This is a genomic window from Mesorhizobium sp. M1C.F.Ca.ET.210.01.1.1, from assembly GCF_004791585.1.
Lineage (GTDB): Bacteria > Pseudomonadota > Alphaproteobacteria > Rhizobiales > Rhizobiaceae > Mesorhizobium.
In genome coordinates this window covers 72,066-84,305 of the sequence record NZ_SRUU01000019.1, presented here as the reverse complement: position 1 = coordinate 84,305, position 12,240 = coordinate 72,066, and the positions used below count along the sequence as shown (strand labels likewise).

The following is a 12,240-nucleotide window of genomic DNA, read 5'->3' as shown; positions in this document are numbered from 1 at the left end:
GTAACGCTGGGCGACAGCCGCGCGGCTCAGCGGCCACGCGGGGCGGGCGGCAGGTCCAGCAGCCTGGCCACGGCCCTGGCACCCTTGCCGGCAGCGCGGGCGGATCCGTCGTCACCCACCTCCACGGTCGCGCCGTTGGAGAAACTAAGCGACCAACCGTCACCTTTGGCGCTGCGGCGGCGGTCGGTGAGCTCGATGCCGGCAGCACTGACCAGTGCGACGATCCTGTCGGCGTCCATCTTCGTCCTCCGGATGCGGCGCCTCAATTCAGATCGAGCCCGCCGGTAAGATCGCCGAGCGGCGGCTCCCCATGCGCGGCAACGGTCCTGTCGCGCACCACGATGCCGTGCAGGACCGGCAGTTCGAAGCGCTCGGTGATGAAGCGCAGGATCGACGTCGTGTCATAAGGCGTCTGATCGACATAGCCGTGTTTGGCGAAGGGCGAAATGATGATCGCGGGGATGCGCGTGCCCGGCCCCCAGCGATCGCCCTTGGGCGGAGCAACATGATCCCAGATGCCGCCGTTCTCGTCATAGGTGACGACGACCAGCATATGCGGCCATTGCGGGCTTTTCTCCAGATGCGCGACGACATCGGCTATATGGCGGTCGCCGGACTGGATGTCGGCATAGCCGGAATGCTCGTTGAGATTGCCCTGCGGCTTGTAGAAGGAGACCTGCGGCAGGGCGCCATCGTCGATGGCCTGGATGAAGCTCACGCCGGCGAGCCCGGCGTCGCGCAGGTGCTCGCGCCTGGCCTCGGTGCCCGGAGCATAGTTGGCGTAGTAGTTGAACGGCTGGTGATGGTACTGGAAATTCGGGGTCGGTGTGTGGTTGCCGTGGTCGAGCGTGTATTGCCAGGCGCCCGAATACCACGCCCAGCTGACATGCTTGAGACTGAGCATGTCGCCGATTGTCGGCTCCGTCTGCGGCGGCAATGTCGTCGGCTTGGCCGGATCCGCCAGGCGAGGATCGGCGCCGGGCGCCGCATCGTTGCCGCTCGGCTGGTAAGGCGGCTGCATGGTGTTCACCGCGTAGAAATCCGGCGTCAGATTGCCGTCTGAGACGAATTTCGGGATACCCTCGCGCACCGATTTCGGCGAATTGTCCGCGATCTTCAACGCTGCGCCGCTATCGTCCGTCACCGAAATCGACGGCTTGGCCGGGTTCTTGTCGGCATCCGCGTAGTAAGGCGCGCAAGCGCAGATCAGCCATTGGTGGTTGAAAAACGAGCCGCCGAAACCGCCCATGAAGAAATGGTCGGCCAGCACGTATTTCTGCGCCACAGCCCACATGTCGGTCTTGGAGGCATCCCAGTTGCTCATCGGCATGGCGCCTGAATCGGCCCAGGCGACGAACATGTCGTTCTTGCCGCCATTGATCTGCATCTGGTTCTGGTAGAAACGGTGCCAAAGATCGTGCGTGGCGACGCTGAGCGGGACGTTGAAACCCTTGCCGTCGTTCACTGTGAACGGCGCGTTCGGAAGGTGCTCGGTCATCGCCTGCGTCACCGGCGGCGTGACGCCCTTGGCGGTCAACCCGTCCCAGACAGGCGGCAACTCAGACAGAACCGAACCGTCACGGTCGCGCTGCTCAAGGCTTTCCTTGCTCGCCTTGTCGATGCCCTCGGCGCCGGGAAAATGGCCATAGAGATTGTCGAAGCCGCGGTTCTCCGCGAAGATGACGACCACCGTCTCGATCTTGGTGATGCCATCCGGCGGATCGGCGGCCCGCGCCGCGAAAGCCGAAGCGGCAGCGGACAGAGCGAGAGTCGAGGAGAACAGGGCGAGCCCAGAGGATCGCTTCATCGTCATACCTCCCTAGCGCAAAGCGCGATGACAGCAGCTTCGGCGCATGTTGGCAATAGCCACCGCGCTGGACGGGTAGTGCCATTGGCGGCAGCCCGCCAATCGCGGGGCTGTTCTATGGCTGCCCGAGAGGCCGCGCCTCGCCCGCCTCGCATTCTGGCAGCCGCACAGGCTTGGCGAGTTTCGCGAGCGCCTCGGGCTTGGCGCAAGCTGGAAAGCCGGCGAGCGGCATTGTTTCAATAAACCGGCTGCGCTCTTTAGTACTCAAGCCAACCTCATTAATCATGCCCTCGACGGTCAGGTCCGGGTACTGCCTGAGAGTTTCCCTAACCGAAGCCTTCGCCTCCTCCATTCGACCCAGAGCCGCAAGGGAGCCGCTAAGCACCACCCACCTCCAATGGTCGTAGTTGTTAGGTGCCATGCGCTCCAGCATCTTCAACGCATCCTCATACCGGCCGGCCATAAAATAGGCAGGGCCGAAAAAGTTGGACGCCCACATCGGATAGTTCGGGTCGAGCCGCAATACCTGGTCGACCATCTGAGCGCCGCGTTCGGGTTCACCGAAGCGTGCCGCATAGCCGGTATAGAATGTCAGGATTTCGGACGAACCGGGAGCAAGACGAAGGGCCGTATCCAGTTCAGCCTTGGCGCGCGCGATGTCGCCCTTGTGGCTGAGGCTCATACCAAACACGGCGTGTGCCTCAGCGTCGCCTGGATCGAGCCGCACCGCGCGTTCGGCCACCTCGGCAGCCGCCTTGATCTCGCTCTCGGGATTGATACCGAAGCCAGCCAATATGCCATGAGCATGGTAAAGTTCTACCCAGGCGCGGGCCAGCCCGGGGTCCAGATCAATGGCGCGATTGAGAAGCGCGATTGCCTCTTGCTCATCCGCTACGGTGATCTCTTCAATCTTCTCGGTGCCGAGCAGATAGTAATCATAAGCATTCAGGTTTTCAGGTCGTTTGCGTTTGGCTGCGGCCCGCCCGGCCGCCTGAATCAACCCTACGCCGCCGCCCAGACGGTTGGAGACTTGCTCTGCGATCTCGGTTTGGACGGCGAACACGTCCTCAGCGGGCCGGTCCCAACGATCCGACCAAAGGTGGTTGCCGGTTTGCGCATCGATCAACTGCGCGGTGACCCGCACCCGCTCATCTTGCCGCTGGATGGAGCCTTCCAGTACGAAACCGACATGGAGCGCATGTGCGACCTGGCGGGCATCCACCGGCTTGCCCTTGTAAACTTCCGTCGAATTCCGGGCCACGACGTCAAGTTCGGGAAACCGCGCAAGGTCGGTGATGATATCCTCAGTCAAGCCATCGGCCAAACGCCCGCTGGCCTCGTCGCCATAGTTATTGAAAGGCAGCACCGCGACCGACGGCTTGGCCCCCAGTGACGTGGGCTGAAAGAACCACCAGGTCCCCCCAGCCACCAAAGCCAGCATCACGATGGCCGCCGCAGCCGTCCTGGTCCAGTGCGGCATCGCCTGGCGTAAGGTCCGGTGCACCCGCTTGCCATCGAGCCTCACCCGGTACATCCGCACCGGGCGGCTGATATTCTTGACCTGCTGCTCGCCGACGAAATCGAGTGGCCAATCAAGCTTGCCCTGCAAATGGTCGTAGGCCGTACCTGACACCATCACCCCGCCCGGATCGGCCAGTTGCTCTATGCGAGCGGCGACATTGACGCCGTCGCCATACACATCGCCATCCACCAGCGCCACATCGCCAAGATTGATCCCGATACGGAACACAATCCGCTCATGCTCCGGCAATCCACCATTGCGAACGGCCACAGCTTTCTGAATTTCGGCTGCGCAGATCACCGCATCGACCACGCTGTCGAAGACGACAAGTGCGCCATCTCCCAACAGCTTGACAATTCGACCCTGGCGCAAAGCGATCGCTGTATCGGTTACGTCGGCTCGGATAGCTCTCAGGCGCCCGATGGTGCCAGCTTCGTCAATCTCGGTCGCCGTTGAATAGCCGACCATATCCAACGCAAGGATCGCCAGCAGTTTCCGGTTCAATGGAGGGACGATCATCATTCGGCCCCGGCCCAACATGGCCAAAATGGTACACCCAACCCAGCACGCTGACGAGAGGCCCGACCCGCCAGGGCGGGATGCCCTGTCCTGCTCGCTGGACGCGCAATGCCATCGGGATTACCCTCATTGCGGCATGATAAGCGGCGAATTCTGGAGGAGATGCAGCCATGACCTTGCGAGGTGATGCCCTGAAAGACGCGATCGGACGGACGCGCGACAAATGGGGATGGTTCGTGGCTCTCGGCGTGCTGCTTCTGATTTTCGGCGGCATCGCCTTCGGCAATCTGTTCATCGCCACCGTCGCCTCGGTCTATGTCGTCGGCTGGCTGATGCTGATGGCGGGCGCCATCGAGATCATCCATGCTTTCGGCGTCAAGACCTGGGGGCGCTTCTTCTATTGGCTGGCGAGCGGCCTGCTCTACGCCGTCGCCGGCTTCTTCGCCTTCGACAACCCGCTGCTCGCCTCGGCGGTGCTGACGCTTCTGCTCGCCATCGCGCTTGTCGCCTCCGGCCTGCTGAGGGCCTGGGTTGCCTTCGATCACCGCCCCGAGAAAGGCTGGGGATGGCTGGTCGCTGCCGGCGTCATCTCCATCCTGCTCGGCCTGACCATCTCCATGGGCTGGCCGGTCAACAGCCTGTGGGTGCTCGGCATGTTCCTGGCGATCGACCTTGTCTTCCAGGGCTGGAGTTTTATTGCCATCGGGCTGGCACTGAAGCGGTAGCTCCCGTCAGAAGCACATCGCGGCGTCCAGATCCGACAGCGGGCGCACACCTGAGAGCAGCGCCCTCGCCTCTGCCTCGTCGCGCTTCATCTGCACCACCAGCGCGTCGAGCCCGTCGAACTTTAGCTCGGGGCGCAGATAGCCGAAGAACGACACCTCGCAGGTCTCGCCGTAGAGGTCGCCGGAAAAGTCGAAGACATAGGTTTCGAGCAGCGGCGCGCCATTGTCGTCGATGGTCGGACGGCGGCCGAAGCTGGCGACGCCGTCGCGAAGCGTGCCGTCGGCGCGGCGAAAGCGGACGGCGTAAATGCCTTCCTTCAGAGTGGCTTCCGGCGAAAGCCTCATGTTGGCTGTCGGGAATCCCAGCGTACGGCCGAGCTCTTGGCCGCCGATTACCTCGCTCTCGACGGTGAAGCGGTAGCCGAGCAGGCCGGCGGCCTCCTCGACCTTGCCGTCGCAGAGCAGGTCGCGGATACGGCTCGACGAAACCACCTCGGCGCCTTCGTCGCGGAAGGCGTCCACCAGCGTGACGCCGAAGCCGTGGCGCTCGCCGGCCGCCATCAGGAAGGCCGGGCCGCCCTGGCGGTCCTTGCCGAAGTGGAAGTCGAAGCCGGTGACGGCATGGCTGATGCCGAGCCTGTTCTCCAGCACATCGGTCACGAAAGCCTCGGCCGAAAGCGCGGCGAAGGCGCGCGTGAACGGCTGCTCGACAAGGGCGGCAAAGCCGAGCTTGGCCAGGAGCCGCGCCTTCATCGGTGGCGGCGTCAGCACGAAGAGCGGCAGCTCCGGCCTGAACACCTTGCGCGGGTGCGGCTCAAAGGTGAGCACCAAGGCCGGCACGCCGCGCCGGCCGGCCTCGGCCAGCGCGCGCTCCAGCACCGAAAGGTGACCGCGGTGGACGCCGTCGAAATTGCCGATCGCCACGACGCCGCCGCGCAGATGGGCAGGCAACGGCGCGACCGCCGAAATGCGTTGGAAAGCTTCTCTCATGTCCGAGGCGTCCGTCATGGCGAGGCTACAGCCTATTGCAGCCGCGGGATGACCGCGACAGGTCGATAGCCGTGCGTTGCCAGGAAACCCGCCAGCCTCTCGGGATCGGGCTTGAGCGGGTCGCCATAGTCGCGGGCATGGATGCCACCCGAGACATAGAGCACGTCGAAGCCGTTATCGGCGGCGCCCTTGACGTCGGTCATCATGCCGTCGCCGATGGCGAGAACCTTTCTGCGCTCGACCGGGTGGCCGAGCAGGCCGGCAATCTCCTTCATGGCGAGACTGTAGATCGGCGCAAAGGGCTTGCCGGCAATCAGCGTGCGGCCGCCGAGCTGCGCGTAGTCGCGGGCAAGCGCGCCGGCGCACCAGATGGTGCGCTCGCCGCGCTCGACCAGGATGTCGGGGTTGGCGCAGATGAAAGGTAGTTTGCGGGCACGCAGCCGCTGCAAGAGCTCCGCATAGTCGGCGGGCTTCTCCACCTCGTCGTCATAGAGCCCGGTGCAGACGACGCCGGAAGCTTCGAACTCCTCCACTATTTCGACTTCCAGGCCGTCATAGAGGGTGAAGTCACGCTCGGGGCCGATGTGGAAGATCTTCCTCGGACCCTCGGCGATGAGGTCACGCGTGACGTCGCCCGAAGTGACGACGCGGTCATAGGCATCGGCCGGCACGCCGATCGCATTCATCTGCGCAATGACGTCGGCGCTGCGGCGCGGTGAATTGGTGATCAGCACCACCGGCACTTTTGCCGCGCGCGCTTGGGCGAGCGCCTTCGCGGCGACGGGAAAGTGCCATTCGCCATTGTGCACCACGCCCCAGACGTCGCAAAGGATGGCTGCGTAGTTTTCCGTCAGATCGGCGAGCGAAGCGATGATGTCGGGCGTATCCGCCATACAGTTTTCCTGAGGCTGATCATAGACAAAGCCGCGACAGCCATCCTTTTGGTCCGGAGGCCGCCACGGCCGGTCCCGCATAACCGAAGCGCTCCATCCTGTCACCAGCTTTCGCCATCCCGCGGGGCGAGCCGCGACATCGCCCGTTCGGAAGCACAGGGTTAATGCGCGGTCAAAAAGGCAGCGCGTTCTTGATTGTTTCGCGCAAGCTGAAATTTATCGATCTATGACCATGGTTTCAGATCAACTACGACCTTGGTCGTACACAACATGGGATCCTTGGCGGGGGCTAAGCGCGATGATCCGCGAATTTTTACGCGACAGGCGGGGCAACTATGCCCTGATGACAGTTATCACGATGGTGCCGCTGATGGGCGGCGTGGCACTTGCAGTCGACTACACCGAGTTGATCCGGGAGAGGCAGGAGACGCTGAACGCGCTGGATGCGGCCGGCGTCGCGACTGCACAGCAGATCGTCACCGGAGCAAGTGATACTGATGCCAAGGCCTATGCCAGGCAGTTCTTCGAGGCCAACCTCAGGCACGTCCTTCCGTCCAACACGACGCTGACGGTCACCCTGCCTAACAACAATACCGGCGGCGGCACGCTGGTCATGGAGGCCTCCCTGAAATACCACCCCTATTTCCTTCCGGCTGCGACCATGCTGCTCGGCAGGAAGGCGAACGACTCGATCGTCAACTTCTCGGCAAGGTCGGAAATCCGGCTCAAGAACACACTGGAAGTGGCGCTCGTGCTCGACAATTCCGGCTCGATGTCGATCCTGGGCTCGGGAACCGGGCAGAAGCGCATCGACCTGCTAAAGGCCGCCGCGAAACAGTTGGTCAACACGTTGGCGCTGCAGGCCCAGCAGATGAAGCAGGTTTCGCAGCCGGTGCAGTTCTCGCTGGTTCCATTCTCCGCTTCGGTCAATGTCGGCCCGACACATGATCAAGACAGTTGGATGGACCAGGACGGAATCTCGCCCATACATCACGAGAATTTCGACTGGACGACGATGACCAAGCAGAACGATGCGAACAAGTACGCCGAGAGGGTCGACGGCGTCTGGTACAAGCGCGGGGCCGATTGGGGCGATACCATGAATCAGCCGCTGACCCGCTTCAGTCTTTATTCCGACATGACGGTCGAGTCTGACCGCGAAACGGTGCAACCCCCCAAGCAGTATGTGTGCGACGTCACCAAGAAGGACGGCACCTGCAGCAAGGGCCATTGGGTCACCCCGGCCCCGACATACGTCTACACCACAAGCCGCTATGCCAGTTGGCAGGGTTGTGTTGAGGCGAGGCCGTATCCTTACAATGACGATGACACGACGCCCGATAGCGCCAATCCTGCCACGCTATTCGTGCCGATGTTCGCGCCGGATGAGGCCGGCACGCTCTGGCGTGATTTCAATCGCGACGGCACGAACGACGTCAGCAGCACAAGTTACGGCTACGGCAACAACTGGTGGGCCGACTGGCCTTACTCATCCAACCCGACCGCGTCGCAGCGTCAGTCCGACATGCGAAAGTATTTTCTGGTGAAGCCTTACGGCTCGGCATCGGCCAGCGCCGGGGACGGTCCGAATTCGGCCTGCACCACCAGTCCGATCACACCGCTCAAGGATATCACGGTGGCTGCGCAGAAGCAGGAACTGGTCGACGCGATCGACGAGATGGCGCCCACCGGCAACACCAACGTGCCGGAGGGTCTCGCCTGGGGCTGGCGGACAGTTTCCAGCAACGAACCTTTCACCGAAGGCCGGCCAAACACCGAGAAAGGCAACGACAAGGTCGTCATAGTGCTGACCGACGGCGCGAACACGTACAGCGCAATCAACGATTCCAGCTACGCCAACGACCGTTCCACTTACGCCGCCTACGGCTATACGGGCCTGATATACCCTGGATCGGGTAGCGTCACACGTCTGTTCATGAACACGACCAGCGCAGTGCCTAAGACCACCTATACCGATGGCAACTATACAGCCGCGCTCGATGAACAGATGCAGACGCTATGTGCCAACGCAAAAGCGGCTGGGATCATGGTGATGACGGTCTCGCTCGACCTGGTTGATACCAAGGCGGATGAGAAGAAGGCCATGGCAGCGCTCAAGGCCTGTGCTTCCGATTCCCGCTTCCGCAGGGACCCGACCGATCCGAGCAAACCGGCGAAGCTGTTCTGGAATTCGACCGGTGCCACCCTGTCGGACGACTTCAAGGAAATCGGCAACGAATTGTCGAACCTGCGCATCGTCAGTTGATCCGAAAAAGGGACGGCTTACCGAAGATGCGCGAATTCTGGCGTCGATTTTGCCGCGACCGGGGCGGCAATTATGCCCTTATGACGGCAATCGCGATGGTGCCCCTGATGGGCGCCCTGGCTTTGGCCGTCGATTTCACCGAGCTCAACCGCCAGAAGCAGATGGTGCTGAACGCGCTCGACGCTGCCAACTTCGCCGGCGCACGGCGGCTCTCGGAAGGCGCCACGGACGACCAGATCAAGGCCTACGCAACCGGCTTCTTCAACGCCAATCTGAACAACATCGACCCGGCCAATGTGACGCTCGATATCACGCTGCCCGGCAACCAGGCGGGCGGGGGTCTGATGACCATGAACGCGACGCTCAGCTATCACCCCTATTTCTATCCGGCCGCGGCGCTGCTCGTCGGCGTGTCCGAAGGCGACGCGAACAAGCCCATCGAGCTTGGCATGACTTCCCAGGTGCGGCTGAAGAACACGCTGGAAGTGGCGATGGTGCTCGACAATTCGGGCTCGATGAGCATCAAGGGATCCGGCACGGGGCAGAAGCGCATCGACCTGCTCAAACAGGCCGCCAAGCAACTCGTCGACACGCTGGCGCAGCAGGCCGCACAGATCAAGCAGATCGACAAGCCGGTCCAGTTCAGCCTCGTGCCATTCGCGGCGTCCGTCAATGTCGGGCCGGACAACGACAATGCCTCCTGGATGGATATCTACGGGCTGTCGCCGATCGCCAACGAGAATTTCGACTGGTCGACGCTCAACGCATCCAACAAATACGCCGAGAAGACCAACGGCATCTGGTACAAGAAAGGCACCGGCTGGGGTACGGAAGAAGGCCAGGCGCTGAGCCGCTTCTCGCTCTATCGGGACATGAAGGTCATCACCAGCCACGAGCGCATCGTCGGCAGCAAGCGTGTCGTCTGCGACGAATACCGTTCCAACAACACCTGCAGGCGCAGCCACAACGAATATGACTACAACGACACCTATGGGCCGTTCGCGAGCTGGCAGGGTTGCGTGGAAGTACGCCCCTACCCTTACAATGTCGACGACACACCGGCGTCCGGCGGTCCAAACAACACAGGCATCGGCGTCGGCGACCCCGCGACCATGTTCGTGCCGATGTTCGCGCCGGACGAACCCGGCAATCATTGGAAAGTGACGCAGGATCCCGACGAGCCCAATCCGGTTACCTACGGTGCAGCCAACAGCTGGTGGAACGACGATCCATCGAGCTCCACCGGCAAGACCAGGCAGTCCAATATGGCGAAGTACTTCCAGCCCCGGCCGATCGACGCGCCGGTGCTGGGCGCAGGCGCCGGCCCGAACTACAGCTGCACCACCACGCCGATCACGCCGCTCACCGACGTCACCAATGCCGACGGGCTCGCATCCGTCAAAGCGGCGATCGACCTGATGCAGCCCAACGGCAACACCAATGTTCCAGAAGGCATGGCCTGGGGCTGGCGCACCGTCTCGAGCGCCTCGCCCTTCACCGAGGGACGGCAGGAGACCGAACGCGGCAACGACAAGGTCGTCATCGTGCTGACCGACGGCGAGAACACCTATTCGACGGTGAGCTCCGATCCGGCCGGCAACAAGTCGACCTATGCCGCCTATGGCTATACCGGCATCGGCTACAACGGCACTTCGGTCACGCGCCTGTTCGGCGGCACGTCGAGCGACATAGGCCAGTTCAACTATTCCTCGAGCAATTACACCAATGCGCTGAACGAGCAGATGGCCAAGCTCTGCGACAACGCCAAGGCGGCCAACATCATGGTGATGACGGTGGCGCTCGACATGTCCTCGACCGACTCCGGCGACAAGAAAGCAATGGAGGCGCTGAAGACCTGCTCGTCCGACTCCCGCTTCCGCAAGGATCCGACCGATCCCGGCAAGCCCGCAAAGCTGTTCTGGAACGCGACCGGCGCGACGCTCTCCGACAATTTCAAGGAGATTGCGAACGAGCTGTCGAATTTGCGCGTGGTGGGATAAGGCACATAAACGAATGCTGGCGTGCCAAGAAATGAAAAGGCAGTATTAGGAGCTGGTTTTCAGATAGTATCCTCTTTCCCTGTCATCTGAGGATGCTGAGATGTTGGCCGACCTCGCGAAACTCATCGAGCAGAACCATTTAGCCGTGGATGCCTTCGTCAAGGGCGATCCCGAGCCTTTGAAAAGTCTCTATTCCCAACGGGATGACGTCGTCATCGCCAATCCGTTCGGCCCGCCTGCCAAAGGATGGAGGGAAGCTGCCGAAACGATGGACCGTGCCGCCACCAACTACCGGGACAGCGAGGTTATCGGCTTTGAGCGCATTTCCGAGTATGCAACGACGGATCTGGGTTACATCATTGAGATCGAGCGGTGCCGATCCAAGGTCGGCGGCAGCGACAAGCTGGTGCCGATTGCACTTCGAACCACCACTATATTTCGACGGGAGGAAAGCGCGTGGAAGATCGTCCTTCGCCATGCCGATCCCATAGTCTCGCCTCGCCCGGCGGCCTCGGTCGTCGGTGAGTAGAAAGCCACCGACACCTGGAGATGACAGCCTCCGTTTGGGGCTGCGCAGTGCAGCGATATCGATATAGACCTCACCGCGGAAGCAAGGCCGAGACTACCCATCCCTGCGCATCTGCCCGCTCTGGCGCAACGGCCGGAGCCGGCAAGCCCTTGTGCGCGTTCGCGGCACAAGGCACATGTCCGTGCTCACCGGCATCGGACCGTCCCTGCCGCAGGCGCTGGAGATCAAGCCATGCCCGACGTCGCCAACCATCTCACTTTCGCGCTGATCTGCCTCGGCATGGTGCTCACGCCCGGGCCGAACATGATCTACCTGATCTCACGCTCGCTGTCGCAAGGGCCGAGGGCGGGGCTGATCTCGCTCGGCGGCGTGGCGCTCGGCTTCCTGTTCTATGTGCTGTCAGCCGCATTCGGCATCACGGCGCTCATCTTCGCCGTGCCTTACGCCTATGACGCGCTGCGCTTCGCCGGCGCGCTCTACCTTCTGTGGCTCGCCTGGCAGGCGCTCAGGCCCGGCGGACGCTCGCCGTTCCAGGTCCGCGAGCTGCCGAAGGACAGGCCGCGCAAGCTCTTCGTCATGGGGCTGATGACCAACCTGCTCAACCCGAAAGTGGCGGTGCTCTATCTGTCGCTCTTGCCGCAGTTCATCAACCCGGCCAAGGGCCATGTGCTGTCGCAGCTCCTGGTGCTTGGCGTGACGCAGATCTCGATCAGCCTCACCGTCAACGCCATCATCGCGGTGACCGCCGGCTCGATCGCCAGCTTCCTTGCCGGACGGCCGTTCTGGCTGGTCGTCCAGCGCTGGATGATGGGCACGGTGCTGACCGCGCTGGCGTTGAAGATGGCGACGGAAGCGCAGCGTTAAAGCGCGTCGCGCAGAAACGAATTCAGGCGACGCGCTTTAAGCTCTTGTTTTGATGCATGTCGTTCTCCCAAAACCGTTGCGCACCTCGGGTCAAGCCCGAGGCATGCTTTTGGACGGCATGCATT

At 62.4% G+C, this 12,240-nt stretch carries 10 protein-coding genes; 5 read left to right on the top strand and 5 right to left on the bottom strand.

The genetic code is table 11. The annotated features are described in order from the left end of the window. Positions 1-26: 26 nt before the first annotated feature. From EN853_RS21120 to EN853_RS21110, 3 genes are all read right to left on the bottom strand, one after another. The gene (locus EN853_RS21120) at positions 27-239 is read right to left on the bottom strand and encodes a hypothetical protein (RefSeq protein ID WP_127861342.1); all 213 of its coding nucleotides are present in this window, start codon (positions 237-239) and stop codon (positions 27-29) included. Positions 240-262: 23 nt separating this feature from the next. Then, positions 263-1,807 carry an acid phosphatase gene (locus tag EN853_RS21115; RefSeq protein ID WP_167524546.1) on the bottom strand — a complete coding sequence of 515 codons (1,545 nt, stop codon included), beginning with the start codon at positions 1,805-1,807 and terminating at the stop codon, positions 263-265. A 115-nt stretch (positions 1,808-1,922) separates the two neighbouring features. Next, positions 1,923-3,848, bottom strand: coding sequence for an adenylate/guanylate cyclase domain-containing protein (locus EN853_RS21110; protein WP_127861415.1), 1,926 nt, complete (start codon positions 3,846-3,848; stop codon positions 1,923-1,925). 170 nt (positions 3,849-4,018) lie between these two features. On the opposite strand from EN853_RS21110, the gene EN853_RS21105 reads away from it, so the two are divergent. After that, entirely contained in the window at positions 4,019-4,573 is a 555-nt protein-coding gene (locus tag EN853_RS21105) for an HdeD family acid-resistance protein (protein ID WP_127861344.1), read from the top strand. A 6-nt stretch (positions 4,574-4,579) separates the two neighbouring features. Here the strand turns inward: EN853_RS21105 and EN853_RS21100 are convergent, their stop codons facing one another. Together EN853_RS21100 and EN853_RS21095 are read right to left on the bottom strand one after the other, a co-directional pair. Further along, positions 4,580-5,563: a bifunctional riboflavin kinase/FAD synthetase gene (locus EN853_RS21100; RefSeq protein ID WP_127861345.1), complete on the bottom strand. Its 984-nt coding sequence runs from the start codon at positions 5,561-5,563 to the stop codon at positions 4,580-4,582. Between the two features lie 32 nt (positions 5,564-5,595). Further along, positions 5,596-6,456 (bottom strand): TIGR01459 family HAD-type hydrolase, encoded by an 861-nt coding sequence (locus EN853_RS21095; RefSeq protein ID WP_127861346.1) that lies wholly within the window; start codon positions 6,454-6,456, stop codon positions 5,596-5,598. Positions 6,457-6,754: 298 nt separating this feature from the next. Here EN853_RS21095 and EN853_RS21090 point away from each other — a divergent pair, with 298 nt between their 5' ends. From EN853_RS21090 to EN853_RS21075, 4 genes are all read left to right on the top strand, one after another. Next, positions 6,755-8,722 carry a pilus assembly protein gene (locus EN853_RS21090; protein WP_127861416.1) on the top strand — a complete coding sequence of 656 codons (1,968 nt, stop codon included), beginning with the start codon at positions 6,755-6,757 and terminating at the stop codon, positions 8,720-8,722. Between the two features lie 26 nt (positions 8,723-8,748). Then, entirely contained in the window at positions 8,749-10,722 is a 1,974-nt protein-coding gene (locus EN853_RS21085) for a pilus assembly protein (RefSeq protein ID WP_167524547.1), read from the top strand. A 100-nt stretch (positions 10,723-10,822) separates the two neighbouring features. Then, positions 10,823-11,251: a DUF4440 domain-containing protein gene (locus tag EN853_RS21080; protein WP_127861348.1), complete on the top strand. Its 429-nt coding sequence runs from the start codon at positions 10,823-10,825 to the stop codon at positions 11,249-11,251. A 231-nt stretch (positions 11,252-11,482) separates the two neighbouring features. Continuing rightward, positions 11,483-12,115, top strand: a complete 633-nt coding sequence (locus EN853_RS21075; protein WP_127861349.1) for a LysE family translocator — start codon at positions 11,483-11,485, stop codon at positions 12,113-12,115. The last annotated feature ends 125 nt before the right edge of the window (positions 12,116-12,240 follow it).

Bases quoted from the DNA above. Each gene is read 5' to 3' on its own strand.
- EN853_RS21120 (WP_127861342.1), bottom strand. From the start codon at position 239: ATGGACGCCGACAGGATCGTCGCACTGGTCAGTGCTGCCGGCATCGAG.
- EN853_RS21115 (WP_167524546.1), bottom strand. From the start codon at position 1,807: ATGAAGCGATCCTCTGGGCTCGCCCTGTTCTCCTCGACTCTCGCTCTG.
- EN853_RS21110 (WP_127861415.1), bottom strand. From the start codon at position 3,848: ATGATCGTCCCTCCATTGAACCGGAAACTGCTGGCGATCCTTGCGTTG.
- EN853_RS21105 (WP_127861344.1), top strand. From the start codon at position 4,019: ATGACCTTGCGAGGTGATGCCCTGAAAGACGCGATCGGACGGACGCGC.
- EN853_RS21100 (WP_127861345.1), bottom strand. From the start codon at position 5,563: ATGAGAGAAGCTTTCCAACGCATTTCGGCGGTCGCGCCGTTGCCTGCC.
- EN853_RS21095 (WP_127861346.1), bottom strand. From the start codon at position 6,456: ATGGCGGATACGCCCGACATCATCGCTTCGCTCGCCGATCTGACGGAA.
- EN853_RS21090 (WP_127861416.1), top strand. From the start codon at position 6,755: ATGATCCGCGAATTTTTACGCGACAGGCGGGGCAACTATGCCCTGATG.
- EN853_RS21085 (WP_167524547.1), top strand. From the start codon at position 8,749: ATGCGCGAATTCTGGCGTCGATTTTGCCGCGACCGGGGCGGCAATTAT.
- EN853_RS21080 (WP_127861348.1), top strand. From the start codon at position 10,823: ATGTTGGCCGACCTCGCGAAACTCATCGAGCAGAACCATTTAGCCGTG.
- EN853_RS21075 (WP_127861349.1), top strand. From the start codon at position 11,483: ATGCCCGACGTCGCCAACCATCTCACTTTCGCGCTGATCTGCCTCGGC.